Annotated in this window: 18 protein-coding genes; 12 read left to right on the top strand and 6 right to left on the bottom strand. The window is 49.3% G+C overall.

Features of this window, described 5'->3' with window-relative positions; genetic code table 11:
- Positions 1-8 precede the first annotated feature (8 nt).
- On the bottom strand, positions 9-824 hold the full coding sequence (locus tag AC3Y23_RS21945; RefSeq protein WP_379203011.1) for a hypothetical protein: 816 nt from the start codon (positions 822-824) through the stop codon (positions 9-11).
- Between the two features lie 292 nt (positions 825-1,116).
- Between AC3Y23_RS21945 and AC3Y23_RS21940 the strand changes: the two genes are divergently transcribed.
- From AC3Y23_RS21940 to yfcE, 6 genes are all read left to right on the top strand, one after another.
- Positions 1,117-4,305: a PAS domain S-box protein gene (locus AC3Y23_RS21940; RefSeq protein WP_379203009.1), complete on the top strand. Its 3,189-nt coding sequence runs from the start codon at positions 1,117-1,119 to the stop codon at positions 4,303-4,305.
- A gap of 192 nt (positions 4,306-4,497) precedes the next feature.
- Positions 4,498-6,462: a type I pullulanase gene (gene pulA, locus AC3Y23_RS21935; RefSeq protein ID WP_379203007.1), complete on the top strand. Its 1,965-nt coding sequence runs from the start codon at positions 4,498-4,500 to the stop codon at positions 6,460-6,462.
- A gap of 210 nt (positions 6,463-6,672) precedes the next feature.
- Positions 6,673-6,999, top strand: a complete 327-nt coding sequence (locus AC3Y23_RS21930; RefSeq protein ID WP_379203005.1) for a PadR family transcriptional regulator — start codon at positions 6,673-6,675, stop codon at positions 6,997-6,999.
- A gap of 5 nt (positions 7,000-7,004) precedes the next feature.
- Positions 7,005-7,979, top strand: coding sequence for a permease prefix domain 1-containing protein (locus AC3Y23_RS21925; protein WP_379203003.1), 975 nt, complete (start codon positions 7,005-7,007; stop codon positions 7,977-7,979).
- Between the two features lie 412 nt (positions 7,980-8,391).
- The gene (locus AC3Y23_RS21920) at positions 8,392-9,876 is read left to right on the top strand and encodes a glutamate synthase subunit beta (RefSeq protein ID WP_379203001.1); all 1,485 of its coding nucleotides are present in this window, start codon (positions 8,392-8,394) and stop codon (positions 9,874-9,876) included.
- Positions 9,877-10,098: 222 nt separating this feature from the next.
- The gene (gene yfcE / locus AC3Y23_RS21915) at positions 10,099-10,641 is read left to right on the top strand and encodes a phosphodiesterase (protein WP_379203194.1); all 543 of its coding nucleotides are present in this window, start codon (positions 10,099-10,101) and stop codon (positions 10,639-10,641) included.
- A 314-nt stretch (positions 10,642-10,955) separates the two neighbouring features.
- Here the strand turns inward: yfcE and AC3Y23_RS21910 are convergent, their stop codons facing one another.
- The 3 genes from AC3Y23_RS21910 to AC3Y23_RS21900 all read right to left on the bottom strand — a co-directional run bounded on the left by AC3Y23_RS21910 (position 10,956) and on the right by AC3Y23_RS21900 (position 13,095).
- A complete protein-coding gene (locus tag AC3Y23_RS21910) occupies positions 10,956-11,123 on the bottom strand; it encodes an aspartyl-phosphate phosphatase Spo0E family protein (protein WP_379202999.1) in 168 nt (55 codons plus the stop codon).
- A 190-nt stretch (positions 11,124-11,313) separates the two neighbouring features.
- Positions 11,314-11,451, bottom strand: coding sequence for a hypothetical protein (locus AC3Y23_RS21905; protein ID WP_379202997.1), 138 nt, complete (start codon positions 11,449-11,451; stop codon positions 11,314-11,316).
- Positions 11,452-11,718: 267 nt separating this feature from the next.
- A complete protein-coding gene (locus AC3Y23_RS21900; RefSeq protein ID WP_379202995.1) occupies positions 11,719-13,095 on the bottom strand; it encodes a helix-turn-helix domain-containing protein in 1,377 nt (458 codons plus the stop codon).
- Between the two features lie 292 nt (positions 13,096-13,387).
- Here AC3Y23_RS21900 and AC3Y23_RS21895 point away from each other — a divergent pair, with 292 nt between their 5' ends.
- From AC3Y23_RS21895 to AC3Y23_RS21875, 5 genes are all read left to right on the top strand, one after another.
- On the top strand, positions 13,388-14,416 hold the full coding sequence (locus AC3Y23_RS21895) for an agmatine deiminase family protein (RefSeq protein WP_379202993.1): 1,029 nt from the start codon (positions 13,388-13,390) through the stop codon (positions 14,414-14,416).
- Between the two features lie 56 nt (positions 14,417-14,472).
- Positions 14,473-15,348, top strand: a complete 876-nt coding sequence (aguB, locus tag AC3Y23_RS21890) for an N-carbamoylputrescine amidase (RefSeq protein WP_379202991.1) — start codon at positions 14,473-14,475, stop codon at positions 15,346-15,348.
- Between the two features lie 198 nt (positions 15,349-15,546).
- Positions 15,547-16,284, top strand: a complete 738-nt coding sequence (locus AC3Y23_RS21885; RefSeq protein WP_379202989.1) for a TerC family protein — start codon at positions 15,547-15,549, stop codon at positions 16,282-16,284.
- Positions 16,285-16,397: 113 nt separating this feature from the next.
- Entirely contained in the window at positions 16,398-17,186 is a 789-nt protein-coding gene (locus AC3Y23_RS21880; protein WP_379202987.1) for a formate/nitrite transporter family protein, read from the top strand.
- A 210-nt stretch (positions 17,187-17,396) separates the two neighbouring features.
- A complete protein-coding gene (locus AC3Y23_RS21875) occupies positions 17,397-18,980 on the top strand; it encodes an ATP-binding protein (RefSeq protein WP_379202985.1) in 1,584 nt (527 codons plus the stop codon).
- Positions 18,981-19,215: 235 nt separating this feature from the next.
- Here AC3Y23_RS21875 and AC3Y23_RS21870 read toward each other — a convergent pair whose 3' ends face one another.
- Complete coding sequence (locus tag AC3Y23_RS21870; RefSeq protein ID WP_379202983.1) at positions 19,216-21,573, bottom strand: TPM domain-containing protein; 2,358 nt, start codon at positions 21,571-21,573, stop codon at positions 19,216-19,218.
- A 198-nt stretch (positions 21,574-21,771) separates the two neighbouring features.
- Positions 21,772-21,915, bottom strand: a complete 144-nt coding sequence (locus AC3Y23_RS21865; RefSeq protein WP_379202981.1) for a hypothetical protein — start codon at positions 21,913-21,915, stop codon at positions 21,772-21,774.
- 255 nt (positions 21,916-22,170) lie between these two features.
- Between AC3Y23_RS21865 and AC3Y23_RS21860 the strand changes: the two genes are divergently transcribed.
- Positions 22,171-25,290 carry an EAL domain-containing protein gene (locus tag AC3Y23_RS21860; protein WP_379202979.1) on the top strand — a complete coding sequence of 1,040 codons (3,120 nt, stop codon included), beginning with the start codon at positions 22,171-22,173 and terminating at the stop codon, positions 25,288-25,290.
- Positions 25,291-25,378: the final 88 nt, after the last annotated feature.

Genomic DNA, 25,378 nt, shown 5'->3' with positions numbered 1-25,378 from the left:
CTGCCCGTTTAGGATGCAAGCTGGGTCTTGGCGGTAGCAATGACGGCAGCTACTTTCTGTTCCGACTCGATGATTTTCTGTTTGGCTTCGGCAAGCTGCCGGTATTGGGAGGCCATGGAGGACAGGGACTGTGAAGTCAGGCTGGCGTTCTGCTTGCGGATGGCGGCCTTGAAATCGCTCCAGTCTGCTGTTAGCCGCTTGTTTAATGCGGAGACGACGCTTTTTTGCGCCTTAATCGTCGACTGCGGGCTATCGATCCCGCTTAGGGTCTTGCGGACCGCCGTGGTCTTCTTGCTACGAGCGTCCTTGGCAGCACGCAGTTGAGTTTCTTTGTTGCGGATGTCCTGACGGGCGATCTGAACTGTAATCTTCATGGCATCAGCTTGGGTTCGCAGAATCGCATTAAGATCTTTATCCTTCAACTTCTTCGCCAGGTCGATCCTGTTGTTAAGCGCAGTGTACTGGTCGAACAAAGGTTGGTAGCGCTGCTTGAGCTTAGCAGTCTCCCCCTCCAATCGGGTCACTGCTGTGAGATCAATCTCCTTGATTTGCTGGCGTATGGCTGTCAGAGACTGCTCATTATTGTAATGCAGGGACCGGATATTGCTCTCGCGATTGTCATCCTGCAGCTTCAGAACAGACAGCTCGCCATATAGGCCGTTCAGCTTGTTTTTGACTGCGCCCTCGGTTGTGGCGGTTGTCAAATCAAAGGCAGCCTTCACCGAAGGGGTGAATTCAATAGCAGGCGCCCCAAAGGCTGTAATGGGGGTCAGTGGTAACAGCAAAAGTGTGAGAACCAGCGTGAATATTGCTTTGATGTTCATTGGGTTGTTATCCTCCTTTAATGGTTCCCTGTTGGACGCAAAAAAGCACCCGTAGCAAAGGCAATAAGCCTTCGTTACGGGTGCTTCCGTCGTAACAGGTCACGAATAATATATTGATCTCATTGTAGTTTTCACAACCTATAAAAGTCAATAATTTCAATTGAAATTATTCTCTCTTTTTCTTGTTTCAGGTGCAGACTCCCGATTCCTTTCTCTGCCTTCATTAACGTATACTGGGTTATAGAATGAGAGAGAGTCGCTGGATCAGACTCGTGAGGGAGGAGGGCCATTGATGGATCACTTTTTGGCAGAAGACCGCAATATTCTGAATCAGGCATTCATGAGGTCCCCTGTAGGAATGGCTATCCTTGCACCTGAAGGAAATGGCTGCCTGAAGGTCAATCCAGCTCTATGCAGGCTGCTGGGTTATCATGAGACGAAGCTCCACACTTTGGATTTCTTTAAAGAGAATAAGAAGGATGGAGACAGCTCCCTTTTGTCATTCCAGGGAATCATGGACGGTCTTAAGGCCTCTGCTGATGGTGTGTTGGAGAAGGAACTGCGTTTTCTTACCGGCAAAGGGAGATATATTTGGCTCTCTCTGACGTTCGCTCGCACGGAGAATGGACAAGCACCTTCAAGTCTGATTGTGTATGCCCAGGATATCACAGACCGTAAAATCGCCGATCAGCTGACGGTGGACAGCAGCGATCTGTACAATTTATTTATCAAAGATGACCAGAATCTAATCTCGCTGACCTTGCCCGATGGAACGCTTTCCTTCGTGTCCCCTTCTTGCTATCCGCTCCTCGGTTACCGTCCGGAGGAGATGATTGGTACGAACCGGCTGGATTATTACCATCCTGATGATGCTGAAGAGATTAGTCGGTACGGCAAATTTCTGGAGAGCGATGCGGTTGCCCGCCGTGTGCGACACAAGGATGGTCATTATGAGTGGATTGAGACAGCCTTTAAGGTGAGACGGGACGAGAATAATGAGAGCACTTATATTCTAGGCATCGGGCGTAACGTGACTCAGCGCAAGAAGAATGAGGAAGCGCTGGCGACAGCCCAGAGAGTGGCTCGTATCGGTTCATGGATTTGGGAGCTGCCCAGCGGCCGGGTGAAGTTATCGGACGAATTGCAACGGATGCTGCCCTACCCAATGGATAATGAAACTATGTATTATGACGATTTCAAACAATTTGTGCATCCTGAGGACCAGACTTTTGTGATTGAGACGGGTCAGAGAGCTATCGCACAGGGAGGGTCAGGAGAGGCCTCTTATCGTTTGCTGCTGCCGAATGACCGTGTCGTTGGGGTGCATGTCCAGTGGGATGTCATCATGGGACCGGGTGGCAAGCCGGTTCAATTAATAGGGATGATGCAGGATATCAGCGATCGGCTGAAGATAGAAGAACAGCTGCGGGAGAGCGAATACCATTTTCGGTTGTTGTCCGAGAATTCCAAGGATTTAATCTCAAGGCATGCAGTCAAGGATATCACCTTCCTGTACTGCTCTCCGGCCAGCCGCACACTGTTGGGATATGAGCCAGAAGAAATGACGGGTACGAGTGCGTATGATTATGTTCATCCTGATGAGCTGGACATGATTAAAGGCTATATGGAGAGAAGCCTGAGCACCGGCATTCTTTCGGTCATCACCTACCGTTTCCGCCGCAAGAATGGGAGCTATGTCTGGGTGGAGTCGAACAGTCGGTTCATCTATGATAAGAGCGGAAATATTGTGGAGATCATTTCGGTGGGACGGGATATTACGGAACGCATACACCATACCGAGCAGATTGAGAAGCTGAGTAATGAACATACGTTGATCCTGAATGCCTTGTCCGAGGGCATTCTTCGTCTTGATCCCGAGGGAAGAGTTACGTTCATCAACCCAGTAGGAGCGGCTATGCTCGATTTTCAGCAGAATGAAATCATTGGCCGTGCCTACCTGAAGCATATCCAGCAGAGTGAGTACGACGGGATGAACTTTGGTCCGCAGGAGTCACCGTTAATGCAGGCCATTCGGTCCGGCATATCCCATGACAGCAAGGATGCAGTCTTATGGCGCAGAGATGGCTCCAGCTTTTTGGCAGAGTATCAGGTGACACCGTTGTTCGACCAGGGAGAGCGTATTGGAGCCGTGCTGGTGTTTCGGGATATTACGGATGAGAAGGAGATTATCCGGGCCAAGGAATCCGCTGAAAAGGCCGATCAGGCCAAATCGGAGTTTCTGGCTATCATTAGTCATGAGCTACGTACCCCGATGAATGGAATTATGGGTATGACCGATTTGTTGTCAGAAACTGAGCTTAGTGAGGAACAGCGTGGATATACCGACATCATCAGCCAGAGCAGTGAATCCCTGCTGTCCATTCTGAATGAAATCCTTGATTTTAGCAAAATAGAGGCGGGCAAGATGAGCCTCGTCGATGAGCCGGTATACCTCCATAGCGTTATGGACAGCGTAACGGAACTGTTCACAGCCAAGGCTCTGGAGAAAAGCATCGTTCTGTCCTGTCAAATCGACGCTGATATCCCGGCGGTGATTCGTGGAGACGCAGCCCGGCTGCGGCAGGTGCTGGTGAATCTGGTCAGCAATGCGGTTAAGTTCACTGAAGCGGGTCGGGTTGTAATGCATGTGGAGAGAGAGGCGAGCCCCAGCAGTAGCCCCACGCTGCTCTTGAAGTTTAATGTCAGAGATACGGGCATCGGTATTCCAACGTTCAAACAGAACCAATTGTTTCAGTCCTTCTCCCAGCTTCATCCGTCGGTTAACCGCAAGTACGGCGGAACCGGGCTTGGGCTGGCAATCTGCAAGAAGCTGGTGGAACTGATGGGCGGAGCGATCGGTGTGGAGAGTACTGAGGGGGAAGGATCGAATTTCTATTTTACCCTGCCGCTTAATACCATTGATGATGGAACGCATAGTCATGACAACGGAATAATGTTAATGGATACAGGGCATTGGGTGGAATCTTTCGGGGAAGAAGTGGCTACGAAGGCAGCATCAGAGGCAGGTGTTGGACAGTCGGAGGAAGCTAAGGGGTTTGGATGGCTCCCGGGGGAATCTACATTAACCGGGCCCAAGTATGGGCCGTTGTCAATTCTAGTTGCTGAGGATCATCCGGTGAACCAGAAACTGCTCCTGGCGATGCTTGAAAAAAGAGGATACAGCGCCGATCTCGTCGAGAACGGGGAACAGGCGGTGGCCGCAGTTATGCAGCAGTCGTATGACCTTGTCTTTATGGATGTGCAAATGCCGGTTATGAGCGGTTTTACGGCAGCAGCCCTCATTATGGACAGGGCTCCAGCAGAGCGCCGTCCTTACATTGTGGCTGTGACTGCTTTTGCCGGACCGGAAGACCGCGAGCGGTGCAAGGCAGTGGGAATGCAGGATTTTATCAGCAAGCCGTTCCTTTCTTCAGAGGTAGAGCGGATATTGCGTGAGCACCGGGAAAAGATATCCTTATAAGTCATGAATTCACTTCGTGCAAGTTGAAAAATAGAGCCACTAATAGCGGAAGCCAGGCGTGTTCTTGTCTGGCTTCCGCTGCGGACCAGCGACAATAGCTGCGATTATGAATAAAATCAGTTCAAACGTTTGCACTCCGTTCATAATCAGATTATAATATCCAGTTATTACAGGGTAAAGGGGAGCGTTGCTTTGGCGGTACAAAGAGAAAGGGAAGAACCTATTCATTACGGCGATCCGGGAGTCACTGGCGGGATCTCTGTCTTTGAGCAAGGCTTTGACGATCTATTCAGTTACGATGGAGATGACTTGGGATTCACGTATGCGCCGGATCGCTCGCTGTTTCGGCTATGGGCTCCAACTTCGCAGGAGGCGGAGCTGGTCCTGTACGAATCATGGAAAGACGAGGCCCCAGGCCGTCGCTTACCCATGGCCCGTGATCGTAGGGGAACCTGGACGGTCGCTGTTGAAGATGATCTCGCAGGCAAATTCTATACCTACCGCGTTCTAATCGGTGGACGCTGGAATGAGGCAGTTGATCCCTATGCACGGGCTGTGGGCGTGAATGGCGACAAGGGCGCCATTATAGATTTAAGGGACACAGATCCGGAGCGGTGGACTGAGGACAAACCGCCGCTAAATCATGGCATCGATGCGGTCATTTATGAGCTGCACCTGCGGGATTTGTCCATTCACCCGGCCAGCGGCATTGACCATAAGGGGCAATATCTAGGCCTTGCCGAGGCGGGCACGCGCGGTCCGGGCGGGATTCTTACCGGACTTGATCATATTGTTGATCTCGGTGTGACCCATGTCCAGTTGCTGCCTTTCTATGATTTTGCCACCGAAAGTGTAGACGAGACCAAGCTGGACCAGCCTCATTATAATTGGGGATATGATCCCAAGAACTACAACACTCCCGAAGGCTCCTATGCAACAGATCCCTATGTTCCGGGCCTCCGGATTACCGAGCTGAAACAGATGATTCAGACCCTGCATGACCGCGGCCTACGGGTGATCATGGATGTTGTGTATAACCATGTCTACGACGGATATCGTATAAATTTCACGAAATTGGTTCCGGGATACTATCTGCGCTACAAGCCGGATGGCAGTCTGTCCAACGGCAGCGGATGCGGCAATGATACGGCAACCGAGCGGGCGATGATGTCTCGTTTTATCGTTGATTCTGTCCTCTATTGGGCCAAGGAGTATCACATCGACGGCTTCCGGTTCGACTTGATGGGCCTGATCGATGTGGGAACGATGGCAGACATTCGCCGTCGTCTGGATGAACTGGATCCGTCGATCCTGACCATCGGCGAAGGCTGGGTCATGGATACAGAACTGCCTATGGACCAGTTGGCCAATCAGAACAATGCTGATGTGCTCCCGGGTATCGGGCACTTCAACGACGGCTTTCGGGATGCGGTCAAAGGGAATATCTTTCTGTACGATCAACCGGGTTTTATTAGCGGGAAGTCCGGGCTGGAACAGGCGGTGAAGACGGGCATCACCGGAGGGATTGTCTACAGCCAGGATATTGGGCAATTTGCTGACGAACCGCTGCAGTGTGTGAATTTTATGGAGTGTCATGACAATCATACACTGTGGGATAAAATCGTGCTGTCCACAGAGGGCGTCAGTGACGAACAGCGAGGGGCCATGCACAGGCTGGCTTCAGCTATGGTGCTGACGAGCCAAGGGATAGCCTTCATCCATGCTGGGCAGGAATTTATGCGCACCAAGGACGGTATAGAGAACAGCTACAAATCCCCGGTAGAAGTTAACCGGATGGACTGGGAACGCTGTGCAGACCGCCAGGAGGATGTCGCTTATATGAAGCAGCTCATAGCTCTGCGCAGGGACCATCCGGCCTTCCGGCTGCGGAGCGCAGAGGATATCCGTAGTCACCTCGTGTTCGAGAAAACACCCTCCGGGGCGGTGGCATACACTCTGCGAGACCATGCGGGAGGGGATGCGGAAGAGCACTTATACGTCATTTATAATAGCCTCCCTGAAGGAGTTGCCTGCACCTTGCCTGATTTGGGCAAGTGGGAAGTGCTGTTTGGCGGCGATCTTGTAAGCAAGCTTGCGGGGAACCGACTGGTCACCGCTGGAATCGGCATGGTTGTGCTTGTCGTGCAGCAGGCCTGAGGACAAAATCAAATAGAGAATAGACATCGTTGCAAAAGTTAATATCCACCCTTGGAAGGGGCGTTCTGCCAGGCCGGATGGCAGTAGAGCGCCCCTTTCTTTTTTTTGGGCACAAATTTAAGTAATTATACTTCACCTGTCGTAGTAATTATGCTACAATTATTACTACGACAGGTGAAGTACGACAGATGCAGTAAAGGAGGCAGACTATTGATCAGTAGTGACGTGATCCGGGGATACAACGATACCCTCATCCTCTATATGCTGATGGACGGCGAATCTTATGGCTACGAGATATCCAAGAAGATCAGAACGCTATCGGAGGAGAAATACATTATGAAAGAGACCACGCTGTATTCTGCCTTCACCCGGCTGGAGAAGAACGGATATATCGTGTCCTTTTACAAGGATGAGACGTTCGGCAAGCGGCGCACCTATTACCGGATTACCCCGGCCGGCCTGGCCTATTACCGCGAGAAATGTGTGGAATGGCAAGTTACTCAAGAGGTCGTTAATAAATTTATTAAGGAGCTGTGAGGTCCATGGATACGATCATCAGCTATTTGAACAACATGTTCGCTACCCTGCCCAAAAGTGGTCAAATGCTGAAGCTGAAGCAGGATTTGCTGGCCAGCATGGAAGAAAAGTATCACGAGTTGAAGATGGACGGGAAGTCGGAGAATGAAGCCGTAGGGATCGTAATTTCGGAGTTCGGCAATATTGATGAGCTGACCAGTGAACTGGGTATTATGCCAGAGGTGGAGGAAGAAGCACTCCCTATGCTGGCAGATGATGAAGTTGAAGGCTTTATGGCAGCCAAAAGAAGAGCAGGTCTACTGATCGGCATCGGTGTAGCCCTGGTTCTGACTGGCGTGGCACTGTTGATTTTTATCAGCACTTCCGTTGAGACGGGGATTCTGGGTGGACTCTTTTCAGAGGATACCGCCAGTATGGTTGGGCTGATTGCAATGTTTCTGTTCATCGTTCCAGCCATTGCTATGTTCATTTATAGCGGTATGAAGCTGGAGAAATACAAATATTTGGGATCTGATTTCGCCCTACCCTACCACCTGAAGGCTTATATTCAACAGAAACAGGAATCCTTTTCCTCTACCTACACCTTGTCCCTGATCATGGGTGTATGTCTATGTGTCGTCTCACCGACTGCGATCTTTGTGGGCTCGGCATTCAGCGAAGCGGCGACTTTATTAGGCGTTGTAGCGATGCTGGAGATCATTGCTGTAGCTGTGTTCCTCTTCGTCTATTATGGGAATATCAAGGATAGCTTTAGCGTCTTGCTGCAAATCGGCGACTATTCGAAGGCCAAGAAAGAAGAGAACCGGGTTATCGGAGGCGTGGCTGCGATTATTTGGCCGCTTGCGACCTGTATTTTTCTGGTCAGCGGTCTGGTTTTCCAGCAATGGCAGATCAATTGGATTGTATTCCCGATTACCGGTATCTTATTCGGTATGTTCAGTGGGGCTTATAATATCTTCAAGAGTAAAGGTCGATCTTAATCCAGCCATCGGTTTGTAAATTCATTTTTTTTATAAAAGCAGGCAGGCTCAGTTGTGGGCACTGCCTGCTTTTGTATGCGATTCTAAGTTCCATGAATCTAAAATGTGACTGATTCATCCGACGGTTACGATAACGTTAATTTGATTATGTCGTTCTGCGTAAAAGGTGATATTGCTCATTTTCGACAAGGCATCGCAGTGTTAATATGGTCTCACTTATTCCCCTGTTTTACTTTACAAGCAGTAGCAGCCGGGATTTGAGGCCTCTAGATCACTTCTCGCTTTGCTGCTTTACAGTGGTATATTTCTAGTCGGCTGCAGCATGTGAACTCTCCTGGAAGCCGAATCAGCGCAAGGGACACCGCCATGTCTTTTCACGGCGGCATTTAATAAGACTCGGAGGATGACTGTTATGGGCAAAGCAACCGGATTTATGGAGTATGCGCGGCAGACGCCGGCAGAATGTGCGCCGCTGGAACGAATTAAGAACTGGAATGAATTCTCTATCAAAATGGATGAAGAGAAGCTGCAAGAGCAGGGAGCTCGATGCATGGATTGTGGTACCCCATTCTGTCATGTGGGCCGCCTGCTGTCGGGTATGGCTTCCGGCTGTCCGCTCCATAATCTGATCCCGGAGTGGAATGACCTTGTCTATCGTGGGAACTGGGAGGTAGCGCTGAAGCGGCTGCACAAGACCAATAACTTTCCTGAGTTCACCGGCCGGGTCTGTCCATCTCCGTGCGAAGGCTCCTGTACCGTTGGTATGAACGGTAAGCCAGTAACGATCAAGTCGATTGAGAAGGCAATTGTAGACAGGGGCTTTGCTGAAGGGTGGATCGTGCCGGAGCCGCCACTGGTGCGGACAGGCAAGAAGGTGGCTGTGGTCGGTTCGGGACCGGCGGGTCTGGCCTGTGCAGCCCAGCTTAATAAAGCGGGACACACGGTAACAGTATACGAGCGGGCTGACCGCATTGGCGGATTGCTGACCTATGGTATCCCCAACATGAAGCTGGATAAACAGACGGTACAGCGGCGTGTGGATTTGCTGACGGCGGAAGGCGTTAGCTTCGTGACCGGGACGGAGATCGGCAAGGACATCCCTGCAGAGCAAGTTCGGGAGGAACATGACGCCGTGGTTCTCTGCGGTGGTTCCACAGTCGCCCGTGATCTGCCGGTGGAAGGACGTGATCTGTCCGGCATCCATCAAGCGATGGAGTTCCTGACGCTGAACAAGAAGAGCCTGCTGGATTCCGGGCTTACAGACGGCGAGTATCTATCCGCGGCAGGCAAAGATGTTGTCGTCATCGGAGGTGGCGATACCGGCACCGACTGTGTGGCAACCTCGATCCGGCACGGCTGTCGCAGTGTGGTCCAGCTGGAGATTATGCCGCAGGCACCGTTATCGCGGCAGCCTGGCAACCCTTGGCCGGAATGGCCGAAAGTGCTCAAGGTCGATTATGGCCAGGAAGAAGCAGCTGCACTGTACGACGAGGACCCGCGCCGCTATCTCGTCTCAACCAAACGATTCATCGGCGATGATGGTGGACATGTGCAGGAACTGCACACCGTGCGGATTGAATGGCAATCCAACGAGCAGGGCCGGCTCGTGCCGGTGGAAGTGCTAGGCAGCGATGAAGTGCTACAGGCACAGCTTGTGCTGTTGGCTCTGGGCTTCACTGGACCGGAGAACACGGTGCTGGATCAGCTTGGGATAGCGCGTGACGAGCGCTCCAATGTCGCCGCGGAGTTCGGCCCCCAGGCAACAAACGTGGAAGGTGTATTCACCGCAGGCGATATGCGCCGCGGACAGAGTCTTGTAGTATGGGCCATTAATGAAGGGCGACAGGCTGCCCGTGAGGTAGATCGTTTTTTAATGGGAGCCTCTAATTTGCCCTAAGGTACGATAGGGAATAGTATAGATAGAGCAGGACGCCTACATAGGCGTCCGCTTTGCGTTGTTGCTTTGCGTTACTGCCTTGTGTTGTTGCATTATGTTACTGCATTATGTGGTGTGTTTAGCGGACATTTTCATTTTTTATGGATCTGATTTGAACAAAATCAAGGGCTGACCTACAATGGAAGTACCTCTGAAATAACGAGATAGAAGGGTTGGATTGTGATGAAAGTGATGTTTATTTCCGATATTCATGGATCTTTATACTGGCTGGAACGGACGTTGGAAAAAGTAGCCGAAGAACAGCCGGATCAGCTTGTCTTGCTAGGTGACTTTATGTACCATGGACCACGGAATCCGCTGCCGGAGGGTTATGATCCGCAGGGTGTTGCTAGCAGGCTGAATGCCTACAAGGAGAAAATCACAGCCGTTCGCGGCAATTGTGACGCCGAAGTGGATCAGATGCTGCTGGAATTTCCGATGATGGGGGATTATGTTCTGATTCTGCATGAGGGCAGACGAATCTACGCGACACATGGTCATGGCTTCAGCATAGACCAACTGCCCGCACTTTCTCCGGGGGATATCTTTATTCAGGGACACACGCATGTTCCGGTGGCGGATATTAAAGAGGGGATCTATGTACTGAATCCAGGCTCTATCTCGCTGCCCAAAGAAAATTATCCGAATTCCTACGGAATTCTTGATAAGGGAGAATTCCGGGTAAAGGATTTCGAAGGAGATACGATTAAGGGAATCAAGCTGTAAGGATATGTTGTCAGTGGGTATTCCGAAGTGTGTGGAATAGATTTAAGGATCTATGTAACACGCGTAACGTTACCTCGCTAAAGTCCATCTTGCTGATGTGCTCTGCACTCAGATGGTTCCTTCTGTTCTGGGCTGCAAGAATCGGCGTGGTTGCCGTGCTTGGCTTTTCTTATTACCCATAACATGGCTCCCAGATTCACGCCCAGTATTAGGATCAGATCGAGTATCTGTTCAGTGGTCATAGCCTCAAGAATAGGAAAAAGCATGATATCCTCCAGACCTAGAGCTTGTCCGTGAATTAAATGTTGACATGACTAGTTAACCATCAGCTTGCGTTGATATTGATTCAACAGTTCGTCCAGGATCATGGACTGCTCTATGACCTTAGGATGTGTTAAGAATCCGTATCGCTGCTGTGTTTGGTATAGATTCTCACGGGCTTTTTCGACTTCATGCAAGATCGCAGGATGGTTAAAATGCATGGTACATCCCTCCTATATGTAACATTATAGGATTGTCTGTCAAAAAATAGGAAATTGGAGATACGACAAGGATAAATAAAAAAGAGGCATTCAAGGTTTGCACCTAAGAATGCCTCTTTATATTATATCTAATATCGCATTCAGTACTTCCCATTTTCTTCAACTTGATACGAAGATCGTATTCTCGATTCTAACCGCCCCAACCATGGGTCATAGGCTTAAAGATTAATTGCTCAAGACCTAAATCAGTGCTGTATGCTTGTACTTGAGGAGTAAGAACAATCAGTATAATTACAGAAGCTATGAATAAAGATATCTTCTTCTTCATTTATGCTACACCTCGCTAATTAAATTATTTTGAGTCCTCTATTACTGTGAAAAAGTGGTTCTGTTTTATTTCGCATTGCATCTTTCCTTTGTCCATCCTGTAAATCTTGTTCATTTCCCATTTCTCGCCCCCTTTCGTCACACCTCTAGAGGATCAAAAAAATGATTCTATATGTTAGTTTGAAGCTTATTCCAAACTGTGGGTTAAATGACTTTAGGAAATAATCATTAATTTCGATTATCAATAGATCAACATTTTACTAGGTGACTACAGCAATGAAAGAACTTTTTCTTCTGTTTCATGTATTTGACTAATTAAGCTTGAATATGTTTCTAGTTGATAAATTGGTGCTGATTTTCGATATTTTTCAAACAAACCAACGCATCTTACAATGTTAACACTGCTTCTGTTCCTCACGGAAAATTCTAGACCATTAATTAAGTGATTAAAGCCAACCTCTGTTTCTTTTTTTCCCAGATAATATGTGGCTAGCTCTATAAGGAAGCGGGTGTATCTATCATCCGTTAGTTGGTGATTGAATTTCCCTAATTGGCTTTGCGGTATGTTATATACCAGATGACTTTTAAACTGCTCTAGAATACCATCGATATTTAAATTGAAGTGGTTGGCTGCTTGTGTAATCTTGTATAAAGCTGTGAAAATTTCTTCATCTCGTGTTGATATATAGCTTACGTATTCATCTAAAATTTCAACTTGACCACTCATCAGTCGGTATACGTAGGTGTTAGCCGTTGCCCATTCTTTAAATTGATCCAAGACCAGTTTTTCTTCTTCACTTAGAGGGGGCTTAATCCAGTCTAGATTTGAGTATAAAGATGTGTAGTAAAGGGCCTTTTCATACTCTCCACGTTCGTCAGCAACTGCTGATCTTGATAAATACGCATATAATATGTAAAAAACATATGGGCGGGTTGATTTTTTCTTCGCTTGATCTCTTCTCCAATATTTGAATTGGATTTTTGCTTTGTTTTCTAATAATTCAGCTAATTGTTCTACCTTGTCCAAACGATCTAAAGACCCGTATATATCCGCCAAATGCTTTAAGGCATCCAGCTGATCGGCCTCATCCAGCCTCTCGACAAAGGGCTCGAATTGATTGGCTGCACGCAGGTTCTCATCCTGGTCTTCGCCCAAACGAATGGCAAATAGTCTGTACTGACATAGGGCGAGTCTTTCGGAATGCTGCAGCTTTTCCCCTTCTGCTACACTATCATAGAGAATCCCAGCTGCATCACGGTAGCCTTGCGTAAATAATGATTCCGCGGATTCGAATAGCAAAGGTGAATACATTAGGTTGTCCATAACATGCTGTACGACGCGTTTGATTTCGTCTAGCTTGTCCAACTCCGCACATCGCTGTAGCAGTGGTCCGATGCGTCTCCAATCGGCTGCCCCCTCAATGACGTATTCCTGGATATACAGATCATAGAAGAAACCTTCTGTCCGCCCTATTGCCGAAGTAATCCGGTCAAGTTGCTGCATAGCAATCGGGCGACGACCGTGAATGATATTACTGAGGGTCCCAGAATGCAAGCCGCTACGTTCCGCGAATTGGGCTAGCGTCAAGGCTTCACTTTTCAGATAATAATCAAGTTCGGTCAAAATTGTAGATGCAGCTTTCAAGGCAACCCCGCCTTTCTCACTGAAAACCATAATTTACATAAATATACTTTTGATTATCATACTGAATAGAACAGCGGTCAATAGTGTAAATGAGTCTAAAACATGTTTTTTTCACTGTTTGTAGAAGTATTTCTGATTTACAGGATAATTTCAAACATTTGGAGACTCAAAAATAACCAGTACACCTTTTACACTCTGGTAATTGAGCCGGGGGGCATATTATTGTATGATATGTAAGGAACTTTGGGGGCAATCCCGGTTCTAAATTTAACTTGTAGAGGTAGCTAACGAAATGTATCCTAAAGAACTGAACTATACGATGCCGCCGGAGTGGAGCCAGCATGAGCGCACCTTTATCTCCTGGCCTGTGCAGGCATCCATGTGTTTTCCCGATAATCATGAGTCTGTGTGCCAAGGGTATGCGGAAATTATAAAAGCAATGGCAGAGTTCGAGCCGGTGACGGTGATCGTGAACCCGGATGAACTGAAGACAGTGGAGGGCCTGGTCGGTGGACCGCGAGTTTCCCTGCTGCCGATTGCACATAATGATGCGTGGCTGCGCGACAATGGCCCTACGTTCGTAGTGAACGGAGAAGGCGCACTCGCAGGTGTGAACTGGAAGTTCAATGCCTGGGGCGGCAAATATTCTCCTTGGGATCTCGACGACGAGGTCGCTCCACAAATTCTGGAGCATCTTAAGGTCACCCGCTATGATGCACCTCTAGTAATGGAAGGCGGCTCCATTCATACGGATGGAGAAGGGACGATTCTTACCACGGAAGAGTGCCTGCTGAATACGAACCGGAACCCAGAGCTGGGACGCGGTGAGATCGAAGAACAACTGCGTAATTATATCGGCGCAGAGTCGGTGATCTGGCTGAAGCGTGGTCTGAGCGGCGATGAGACCGACGGTCATGTCGATAACATTGCGTGCTTTGCGGCACCGGGCAAGGTCATTATTCAGGTTTGCGATGATCCGCAGGATGAGAACTATGAGATTACGCAAGAGAATTTGCGGATTCTGGAGAACGCCACTGATGCGAAAGGCCGGAAGCTGGAGATCGTCAAGATTCAGCAGCCGCCTCGCGTGGATGGGGAAGAAGGACGTCTGACCCTGAGCTACCTGAATTTCTATTTTGTGAATGGTGGTATTATTCTGCCTGTATTCGGTGGAACTGCTGCGGAGACAGATAAACTGGCTGCTGAGACGCTGGCTGGGCTATTCCCGGACCGCCGCATCCGCACAGTGAACGGCATGGCCGTGATCGGCGAAGGCGGAAATGTTCACTGTACTACACAGCAGATGCCTGCGGTGAAGTAAGCAAGTTTTAACGACGAACCAATAAGACTGGTTTTATATACAAGGAGGACCGATACGTGAGAAATGTAAAAGTAGCTGCAACACAGATGAGCTGTTCCGGCAACATTGATGAGAATATTAGCAAAGCCGAGACGTTGGTGAGAGAAGCGGCGGCACAAGGCGCGCAAATTATTTTGCTGCAGGAACTGTTTGAGACCCCGTACTTCTGCCAGAAAGAGAAATCGGACTATTATGCATACGCGACTGAGCTTGAGCAGAACAAGGCTGTTAATCACTTTAAAAAGATAGCAAAAGAACTGCAGGTCGTGCTGCCGATCAGCTTCTATGAGAAGAAAAACTATGCTCGCTACAACTCGCTCGCTGTGATTGATGCTGACGGTACAGTGCTTGGCAAATACCGCAAGAGTCATATCCCGGACGGACCGGGCTATGAAGAGAAATTCTATTTCAACCCGGGCGATACCGGCTTCAAGGTCTGGAATACTCGTTATGCCAAAATCGGCGTCGGCATTTGCTGGGATCAGTGGTACCCGGAAGCTGCCCGCGTGATGAGTCTTATGGGGGCTGAGATTCTCTTCTATCCAACGGCCATTGGTTCGGAACCTCAGGATGGAAGCATTGATTCCAAAGATCACTGGCAGATGTGTATGCGCGGCCATGCTGCGTCTAACCTGATTCCTGTCGTGGCGTCTAACCGGATTGGCGAAGAGATTGACGAGGATTCCAGCATTAACTTCTATGGCTCTTCTTTCATCGCCGGACCGCAAGGCAACAAAATTGTTGAGGCTGGTCGTGACGAGCAGACAGTCTTGGTTAGCGAGTTTGATTTGGATGCCCTGGAAGTTCAGCGGATTGAGTGGGGCATTTTCCGTGACCGCCGTCCTGAGCTGTACAGATTGATTGCTTCGTATGATGGAGATTTGACATTTTAATCGTATTTGACGAGTACCGCCGGAGATGAATCATGCTCATGGCGGTATTTTTTATGGATAAAGTAAGCTAAAGGGCTAATTCTATCTTTATAATCCGGCAAGTCGTATGTCCGTTTATCTGGAACTACCGGCGGGGTTTTGCGTAAATAATGTTTGCGAGATTACATGAATTGATTTTACCGGAGGCGCAAATGTGGCATGAATGGGTTGAATGATTTTTTCAGAAATATTAGTGAGAATTATGGACATTTTTTCTCCTGGGGCGATATTGTAGGGGCGCTTTCCGATCCTGTAAGCTGGGGAATTATCGGTAGCTTGATTCTTCTGGAGGGCCTACTCTCAGCAGATAACGCGTTGGTACTGGCCGTAATGGTTCGACATTTACCCAAGGAGCAGCAGAAGAAGGCCCTGTACTACGGGATTGTGGGTGCCTATCTGTTCAGATTTCTGGCAATCGGGCTGGGCACTGTCCTTATCAAGTTTACGCTGGTCAAGGTTTTGGGCGCACTCTATCTCTTCTATATCGCGTATAAGGGTCTGTTCAAGGTCGGCCAAGAGCAGGAGATGCAGAATAAAGGAGCTTCCTTCTGGAGGACTGTACTGCTAGTAGAATTGATGGATATTGCCTTCAGTGTTGACAGTGTGATTGCCGCATTTGGTCTTAGTGATCAAGTATGGGTATTGTTCCTGGGGGGGATACTCGGCGTGTTGATGATGCGTGGGGTCGCGCAGGTATTCTTGAGGCTGATTGAGAAATTTCCTGAACTGGAGCAGACAGCCTTCCTATTGATTGCGATAATCGCCAGTAGAATGATGATTGCCGTATTCGGGTATGAAATGCCTTATGCTGTTTTCTTCACGATTCTTATTATCGTCTTCGTTGGAACCATTCTCTACAGCTGGGGACGCAAGAAGAAGGCTAACAAGAAAGAATAGCCCTACTATGGCTTCGTCTTAAGAAAATGTTTCAAATTTGTTGGGTATATTAACCAAGATGTTGTATAATCAGTCCAATATCGGCTGCAAAAATACCCCCAAACGGAGGACATATGGAGAACGAAGCGCTGCTACAGGTTGAACGGCTGGCTCTCAAGAAGCAAAAGATTTTTCGGCAAAGCGTACTGCGCTATATTGCCAGGGCTATGCTAGCCAGTATGTTTATCGGATTCGGTGTCATCGTGGCGTTTAAGACAGGCAACTTTTTCTACATGGAGCATTCACCGATGACGTATCCTATGGCCGCTATTACATTCGGGGCCGCGATCATTCTGATCTCCTACGGAGGCGGTGATCTGTTCACGGGCGATACCTTCTATTACTCTTACGCCGCGCTGCGGCGGAAAATGCGCTGGTTAGACGTGATCCGGATGTGGGTTGTCACTTATATTGGCAACATCCTGGGGGCGACGGCCTTTGCGCTGCTGATCTATTTGACGGGATTGTTCTACGACTCGAACGTTAACGGATTTCTGCTAAGTGTGGTAGCTCACAAGATGGAGGCGCCGGCGCTGCAACTATTTTTCCGGGCAATTCTATGTAACTGGCTGGTATGTCTGGCGTTCTTTGTCCCGATGTCCATGAAAAATGATGGTGCCAAAATGTTCGCCATGATGCTGTTCGTCTTCTGCTTCTTCATCTCCGGCTATGAGCACAGCATCGCCAATATGTGTACCTTTGCGATAGCGTTGGTGCTTGATCACCCCGGGACGATCTCATGGGGCGGTGTGCTGCATAACCTGGTCCCAGTAACCCTCGGGAATTTAATCGGTGGTGGTGTGCTGATGGGTTATATGTATTATTACGTGAACAAACCGTTTCTCGAGGAAGAGCAGCATTAAGACAAAATGTCAGGCTCCGCCCAATCGGGCGGAGTTTTTTTGTTGTAAAACAAGAGGATTACCGGTTGTTTTCGTTCGCAATAAGGAACTATCTGAATTTTTAACAATGGAAGGATTAAGTTATATGAAGTAGAATAAATAATTAGTGTTAAAAAATTGAAACTTATTTATAAAACGAGGGATATGTTCTTGGAAAGAGCGGTGGTAGCCATGAAAACAATGACGGACAACCAAATTATTCAGGATTCTAAACAACAGTGCAAGCTTAGAGGCGTAGACCCTGAACAGCCACCCGTTTTTGCGAATCGCTTGTCTGCCGAGCAACTAAAGTCGCAATTAAGCAAGTATCGTGAAGTCATCGAGGTCATCGATTTCTTTGTTCATAAATTCCTTTCCTCTATTACGGGCACTCCCATTCTCGTCGCCATTTCCGACGATAAAGGCTATCTACTAGCTTTTCAAGGCGACCCTACGATTATCGACGTTGTTCGACAGATCGGCTTAGGTGAGGGTGTGCTGATGAATGAGGATGTAGGAACCAATTCAATAGATCTATGCCTTCACCACAAGAGACCATTCCAACTGGTCGGACAAGATCATTATCAGCGGATTCTCCATAGCCTGGCGTGTTGCACCGCCCCTTTTCATAAAGGGGATAACCAGATCCTAGGGACCATTTCGTTCATGGCTGATATAGATGTAACTCATCCGCATCTGCTGCCACTGCTGTGCACAATGGCCGATTCCATTGAGCGGGAGCTGCTGCTGCGCCAGAGTAATGAACAGCTTGAACTGCTGAATCAGATGCTGCTGGAGACGAATTATCTAGGCGTCATTATTACGGATGAACACGGAAAGATCGCTGATATAAATGAGAATGGCATGAATATGTTGGAGATCGAGCAAACTCGGTATTACGATATTATCGGCTCTAGTGTATTTGAACTTACGGAAATTGGTCATTACTTTGAGCGGACGCTCATGCTGAATGACCAGTGTACAGGCATGGAGCTGGCCCTGGAGAGGAACGGATCGGTGCAGCACTTTATGATGGATGTTGTGCCAGCCTATGATAGCACTGGGAAGCTGTCCCGTGTGATAGGAAGCCTACGCAACATTACCGAGATGAAACGGACGGAAGAGGTGCTGCGCAATACGGAAAAGCTGGTATTCGCAGGTCAGCTCGCGATGAGTATCGCCCACGAGATTCGGAATCCGCTCACTACGGTGAAGGGAATGCTTCAACTGTCCAACAAGGATAGTAGGCTACCACATTATGATCTCATTATGTCCGAAGTGGAACGTATGAATCTGATCGTCAGCGAGTTTCTGATTCTGGGTAAACCGCAGGCGGTGCATTTCAAGAATGAACGCTGCAGCGCCATTCTACAGGAAATGCTCGGGATATTTGCGATCCAGGTTCGCATGAACAATATTACCGTCACCAGGGACTTCCAACAGGATATTGAGATTGAATGTGACCGCAATCAGATTAAGCAAGTGTTCTTGAATATTCTGAAAAATGCGATGGAGGCCCTGCCGTTCGGCGGTGATATCGCGATCACGCTGGCGGTAGAGGACGGCTTCCAAACCATTACTTTTGCAGACAATGGGGAAGGGATGAGTGAGGAGGTGCTGCTGAAGCTCGGCGAGCCTTTCCATACGACCCGCTTCAACGGCAACGGACTTGGCATGATGATTGTGAAAAAGATTGTATCCGCGCATAAAGGCCACATCACGATCAAGAGCGAGATTGGACAAGGCACCGCGGTGAAGATTTTCCTCCCAGCATAGTAAAAAGAGAAAATGCCGCCCCGGACTTATGTCCTCGGGGCGGCATTTTTTACATTGACGGTATAGTTTATCCGAAAGATCGCTGGCTGTCTCCTGCTTTTCGCGATTTTATCAAGGGGCTGCAGGAGTCGTAACCACATAGAGCTGAAAGTGAAAAACCCCTTCAGACCTGCAATAACTGCAATTTCTGAAGGGGTTTATATTCAATGAAACAGGGATTCTGACTCCATGTGATCTACCACTTGGAACCGCCGGAGGATCTGTCGTTGTCTCCGCTGCCCCAAGAGGAACCACCAGAGGATCTGTTGCTGTCTCCGCTATCCCATGAGGAGCCGCCAGAGGAATGGTTTCCGCCACCGAACGAATTGTTGTTATGGGCCTGTTGCTGTCGTTGTTGCTGCAACTGCTGCTCAAGCATCAGTGCCATTGCAGCCTGGCGCTCCTGTTCTTGTTTCTGGCGGACGAGCCGGTTCGCCTCTTCCACAAAGGCGCTGATTGCCGATTCATAAGACCGGGCGAGCGTCTCCAGTTCATCCAGGTGGAATGGCGGCGAGACCAGCCGCTGTGTAAGCTTCTCATAATCGACGAGCAGCGGATTATGGGAACGCGCCTGGCGGGCCAGACCGTTCCGCTTCAGCAGGCTCTGTGCGGCATCGACCCGGGCGGGCCCTTCTGCGAGCAGCCGGTTGATTTTGTCTAACCGGCTGTTCAGGGCATCCAGCCCCTCGGAGATGTCGCTAAACTGCGCGGAAGCTTCGTCCTGAAGCGACAGGAGCCGGTCCAGACCGCTGCGCGCTTGATCGAATTCCCCGCGTTCATCACTGGTCCAGGTCTCGATCTGTGGCACTTCGCCTGCGCCTTCCCGCAGGCGTGTACCCCACGCCTCCAGCGTTTCTCGGGCACTCGCCAGATGCTGCTCCGCGAACCGGCCTCCGGCATCGCTGAGGCGGCTTTGCAGTTCATCCCGCCGCTGCTTGAGGCGGGTCCAGTTCATACGAACCGTCTCGAGATCCCGCCGGTTCTGTCCCCGAATCTGTCCCTGCCGCTCAGTCATCGCCACAGCCTCTGACAGGAGCAGGTCCATACGGGCGGCGATGCTGCGCACCTCGTTCATGTCCCCGCTCTGGAGTGGAGCCTTCATCGCTTCGGCTTCGCTGCTGGCCTGTTCCAGATGGTCATAGGGTCTGACCTTCATATTCTGTAGTGAATGCTGCACGATCAGTGAAGAAATCGTTGTTCGGGTGTCTGACAGCACCCCAGGAAATGCTTTTAACTTATCGTTATATACGCTCACATCCTGAAGGTCTTTCCCGATCTTCGTCTGTATTTTCTGCGCATCCTCTGTGAATTCCTGAGCGGCAATGGGGTCGAACAGCTCCAGCTGATCGGCTTTGGCTGCTTTGTCAGCCAATATATGGAAATCATGGACCATCGTCTGCAGGCTGTAGCCAGTCCCTCCGATCAGGGCGTGCAGAGCTTCTTCCAGCTCGGGAATTTCCTTCTTGAGGGCAGTGATACGTTGCTTCACATGCCGGTCGGCCTCGCTGATGACCTCAATTTCCTTCTCATCTTCTTCAAGTGCTGAGCGGAAGGCGCCATTGTCTTGACGAAGCTTCTCCAAGACTTTTTGCAATTCCCCCAAGCGGTACAAAGCCGGTTTAGCATCTTGACCTGTACGTGAGGAGATGTCTACTAAGCGGGCTGACAAGCGCGTGGAGATAGCTTCAACCAGCGCGCCCGTCTTGCCTTGCACAATTCCCTGAAACGGCTGCAGAGATTCCAAAGCCTGATTGGTTCGTACCAGCAGGCCGGAGAGCTGTTCCTTCTGTTCGCCGAGCTGCTTGCTACGGCGTAGACCTGTCAGCAGGATGAACAAGGCGCCGAGCAGCAGGACTGCCCCGACAACAACTGCAGCCCGGGCCGCAGTTGTTGATCCGGAGCTTCCGTTCTTCAGCGGGGCTGATCCTGTCCCTGCCGAACTGGAGCCGTGCGATCCAGCTCCTGATCCTGCAGCGCCGGAACTGTGTGAACCAACTGCTGAGCCAGAGCCCTGCGACCCAGCGGCGGCTCCACTTCCAGAAGGCGCTGCCCCGCTGTTGCCTGCCGCGCCGCTAATCTCCTGTACGGCATTCATAAGAGAGGTGATACCTTCGCCAATGTCTCCATTTTTGGCAGAGGGAACGAAATACGTATCTAGCAGCTTGGTAAGGGCGGCGCTTCTACCAGACACCCCTTGACTCTTTGCCCACGAATTAATCGCGGATTGCAATGGCAGATTCTCGAAGACCAGTTGAACATCATGCTCTTGAGCAGAGATGAGCAGTAGCACATCCCTGGCGGCAAGCCCCCAGGAATTAAAGACATCATTGGCATAATCCGCGGCAGACCTTCCTTCTGTCGAGTCCACAGTTAGGATATGAAAGGTAACAGCTTCACCTGCGGTTAATTGGGAGATGGCAGTTATATCGCGGGCATTCAGCAATCCGGCCTCATCCTGAACCCGGTTCGGTCCCTGCGCAGGTATGTCTGCGGCAAAGACGCCCGGTACCCATAAAAGGCTAATCATCATGAACAACAGTATAAACCTTTTCAAGATGGCACACTCCGATCTCCAGGGGCATCAACTCACCCTGTATTATGTTGAATATTATACTATATAATGAACCCTTCGTTATTCCTCTGTTCACGCCTATATATTATAAAACACTACGCGATCCAGCCGCTGTTGGTTTCCAAGGTAACGCACAAAAAAAGCCGCATCCCCCAAAAAGGGAATGCGGCTGTCAGGTCGTTATCTGGATTGCAGACAGAGGATGTATTGCAGTCTGGATTTGATCTCCTTCTGCCATTTCAGATCGCCGACTTTTACGGCTAGGTTGAGGAGGTCCAGGTAATCGTCAACCTGAAGTGTCGTCCGGGAAGTGGCTGCGCTCATCGGTGTTCAGTCTCCTTTGTACTCAAATTATAGTGAGTTTGCATATTTTTTATTCAATAATGATAATCATTATCAACTATAATTGTTATTATCCACATTTTAGAGTCAAAAATCAATACAAAATTGAAGAACTTCTCTGTTACGTTGCACATTTTATGTTCACCCCACAGGGAACTGGCAGGAACCTTACCATTTTTTGTCGAATAAAGCTGGAGATAGGGCTGTTATTTGATTTTGGAAAAAGGAGAACTTACGATGAAGCGAAGTGCATTGCTGCTTCTATTTAGTATTCTGCTTATCTTCACGTTTCCTGCGGCCGCTGCTCATGCGCAGCGACAGGAGATTAAATACCAGGCCGAACTGAACTATCCCCCCTACAAATACATACAGAACGGCTACCTTACCGGCTTTGATGTTGATTTGATCAGCATGATTTTTGACAAGCAGGGGTACCTCGTTCATTACAGCACCGGTGATTGGGGAGATGTGTATGAACGGCTGATCGATGGCGAGATCGATACTGCCGGGCTGATGGTCGTTACCGATGAGCGTAAGCAGGAGGCCCTGTTCTCAGTGCCTGTATTCAAGAGTAAAATCTCCGTGTACGCCCGCCAATCCCTCAAAGAAGAAGTCACCCTGAACACATTGGGCCACTACAAGATCGCTGTAGGAAAGAACCAATACACCGAGGCTATACTGCGTGATAAAGCAAACATCAAACAATACATAACATATCCCACAATACCTGCTGCATTGGAGGCGCTAAAAAAAGGTGAAGTCGACCTGCTGTTCGAGAACCAGGGTGTTGTTGATTACCTGATTGTCGATCAAGGCCTGACCGGTACCATTGTCCACAAACTCAGCGATCTTTACCCGGTGAATGTGGCTATCGGGGTAAGCAAGTCCAAGCCTGATCTCGTCTATTATTTGAACAATCGTCTGGAACGGCTGCAGGAATCCGGGGCATTCGAGGAGCTGTACCAGAAATACTTTTTCACTCATTCCGATAGCTACAGAAATAAGGTATTCACTCAGGTGGTTGCCGGCGTGATTATTGCTCTTTGCCTGCTGGTAGTCGGTGCTTTTCTGCTGAAGATGTATATTAATCGCCTGCGCAGGGAGATCCATGCAGAGCAGCAATTCTTCGAGGATGTCATCGAGAATACAGGTATGATGATCTGGGCTGTGCATAGTGACAAAAGGATTGTGCGATTCAATCATTATGCCGAAAGGCTGACTGGGCTTAGCGAGCGGGAGATGCTGGGTACAAACCTTGAGGATCTGAGTGGTCTCGAGGGCAGTGTGGCAATGCTCAGAGATTTACTGCTGCAGGCAGTGAAGCTGGAGTACGTCAGCGATGTTGAGCTGAAGCTTCCAGAGGGCGAACCGGACGGTAAGTATTTTATCATTCGCACCACACTGATTAAGGGGCTGGATCGTCAGGCGGAGGATATCTTCGTGCTGGCTGGTCTCGATATTGATATACGCAAGCAGAATGAGCTTAAACTCCAGTTAAGCTATGAAGAGCTGGAATCTACATACGAAGAACTGGCGGCAACCGAAGTGGAATTGCAGGACCAGTTCGATAAATTACGTATCAGCGAGCGCCGGTTCCGCTTGGCCTCCGAAGGCTCCGGAGCTTACATGTGGGAACTTGACTGGGAGACTGGCTACTACAGGCTTTCGGACCGCTGGTACGAGGTGATGGGTTACACTGAGGAAGAGATCAATTCCTATGAAGGCGGTGTGCTCAGCATCATTCATCCTGATGAGCAGGCGTCGTCGAATAAAGCCCGACAGGAGCATTTGAGCGGACAAACCCCGATTTATGAGACAGAATATCGCATGCGGACCAAGGACGGGGACTACATCTGGTTTGAGGTCAGAGGGAAGGCGATTGTCGACCCACGGGACAAAATTCTGATGTTCCTCGGCTCACTGATTGATATTAGTAATCGTAAACAGGTGGAGCGCAAACTGAACAACAGCTATCAGGAGCTGGAAGCGACCTACGAGCAGCTCACAGCGACTCAGCAAGAGCTTATGGGCCAGTACGAGTTGTTGCTGGAAAATCAGAAGAATATGCACCGTCTGGCCTATATCGATTCCCTTAGCGATCTGCCCAACCGTGCCAGTTTGCTGGAGGCGATGGAGAGGTATTTCCGGAAGCCGGGAGGTTCGGCGGCGCTGTTGTTTGTGGATACCGATAATTTCAAATATATCAATGATACGCTCGGTCACAAGTTTGGGGATGTGCTGATTCGCAAGGCCAGCGAGCGATTGCAATCGCTGGTGGGTGAAGAGGGGATGCTCTCCCGGTTGGGCGGAGACGAGTTCGTGATTTTCCTCAAGGATATTCAGGACAAAGAGGCCGTTCTTGGATTGGGCGAAAAGATCATCGAGGCATTCAGAAGATCCTTCCTGATCGGAGAGAGCAAATTGTACGTTACGGTCAGCATCGGGATTTCTTTTTACCCAGAGGATGGGGATACCACGGAGGAAATGCTGAAGAATGCTGATGTGGCCATGTACCGTGCCAAGGAAGAGGGCAAGGGTAGATATAGCGTATACGATAAGTCGATGCATAAGGCCTTTAATGAACGGATGAACATTGAGAAACATCTGCGAAGTGCCGTGAAAAACAATGAGTTTGAGCTGCACTACCAGCCACAGGTAGATATTCGAACAGGCCTGATTTCTGGTTTTGAAGCCTTGATCCGCTGGAACAGTCCCGAGCTGGGCTTTGTTTCCCCGCTTGCTTTTATCAAGGTTGCGGAGGATTCCAGACTGATCACCAATATCGGGGAATGGGTGCTGCGCGAAGCCTGCCGTTTCATGAAGGATGTGCATGATCGGGTAGGGATTCCCTACAAAGTATCGGTAAATATCTCCGTGATTCAAATGCTGCAAGACGATTTCATTGATGTGGTGCTGAATGCGCTGGAGGAAACCGGGCTGCAGCCGGAATGCCTGGAGCTGGAAATTACGGAGTCTATCTTTATGGAATCCTTTGAGAGAATGGTTACCAAACTGGAGTATTTGAAATCCTGTGGGATTCGTATTGGGCTCGATGACTTCGGTACAGGCTATTCCTCGCTGAGTTATTTGCAGCAGCTGCCGATATCGACACTCAAAATCGACAAGGCATTTATAGATTCTTTGTCCGACAGTGCCTACAGCCAATCCTTTGTACAAATTATCGTTCAGTTGGGGCATAAGATGGGTCTGGAAGTGGTCGCAGAGGGTATAGAGAACGAGGAGCAACTGGTATTTCTTAAGGATTCCGGCTGTGACAAGGTGCAGGGCTATCTCATTAGCCGACCAGTTCCCGGACGTGGTGTAGGCAAGCTGCTGGAGGTCGAGCGCTACTTCTGAGAAATAGACGACAGTGTTCCTTATAGAGGCGTATAGGAAGTATAAACTCAAAAAACGAGCTGCTCCTTATTGGAGGGCTCGTTTTTTT

The sequence above is a fragment of the Paenibacillus sp. MAHUQ-45 genome (genome assembly GCF_058133325.1).
This window is presented reverse-complemented; position numbering and strand designations above follow the sequence as displayed.

Bases quoted from the DNA above. Each gene is read 5' to 3' on its own strand.
- AC3Y23_RS21860 (WP_379202979.1), top strand. From the start codon at position 22,171: ATGAAGCGAAGTGCATTGCTGCTTCTATTTAGTATTCTGCTTATCTTC.
- AC3Y23_RS21895 (WP_379202993.1), top strand. From the start codon at position 13,388: ATGTATCCTAAAGAACTGAACTATACGATGCCGCCGGAGTGGAGCCAG.
- AC3Y23_RS21885 (WP_379202989.1), top strand. From the start codon at position 15,547: ATGAATGGGTTGAATGATTTTTTCAGAAATATTAGTGAGAATTATGGA.
- AC3Y23_RS21925 (WP_379203003.1), top strand. From the start codon at position 7,005: ATGGATACGATCATCAGCTATTTGAACAACATGTTCGCTACCCTGCCC.
- AC3Y23_RS21920 (WP_379203001.1), top strand. From the start codon at position 8,392: ATGGGCAAAGCAACCGGATTTATGGAGTATGCGCGGCAGACGCCGGCA.
- AC3Y23_RS21910 (WP_379202999.1), bottom strand. From the start codon at position 11,123: ATGCATTTTAACCATCCTGCGATCTTGCATGAAGTCGAAAAAGCCCGT.
- AC3Y23_RS21875 (WP_379202985.1), top strand. From the start codon at position 17,397: ATGAAAACAATGACGGACAACCAAATTATTCAGGATTCTAAACAACAG.
- AC3Y23_RS21865 (WP_379202981.1), bottom strand. From the start codon at position 21,915: ATGAGCGCAGCCACTTCCCGGACGACACTTCAGGTTGACGATTACCTG.
- AC3Y23_RS21945 (WP_379203011.1), bottom strand. From the start codon at position 824: ATGAACATCAAAGCAATATTCACGCTGGTTCTCACACTTTTGCTGTTA.
- AC3Y23_RS21905 (WP_379202997.1), bottom strand. From the start codon at position 11,451: ATGAAGAAGAAGATATCTTTATTCATAGCTTCTGTAATTATACTGATT.
- yfcE (WP_379203194.1), top strand. From the start codon at position 10,099: ATGAAAGTGATGTTTATTTCCGATATTCATGGATCTTTATACTGGCTG.
- AC3Y23_RS21880 (WP_379202987.1), top strand. From the start codon at position 16,398: ATGGAGAACGAAGCGCTGCTACAGGTTGAACGGCTGGCTCTCAAGAAG.
- AC3Y23_RS21940 (WP_379203009.1), top strand. From the start codon at position 1,117: ATGGATCACTTTTTGGCAGAAGACCGCAATATTCTGAATCAGGCATTC.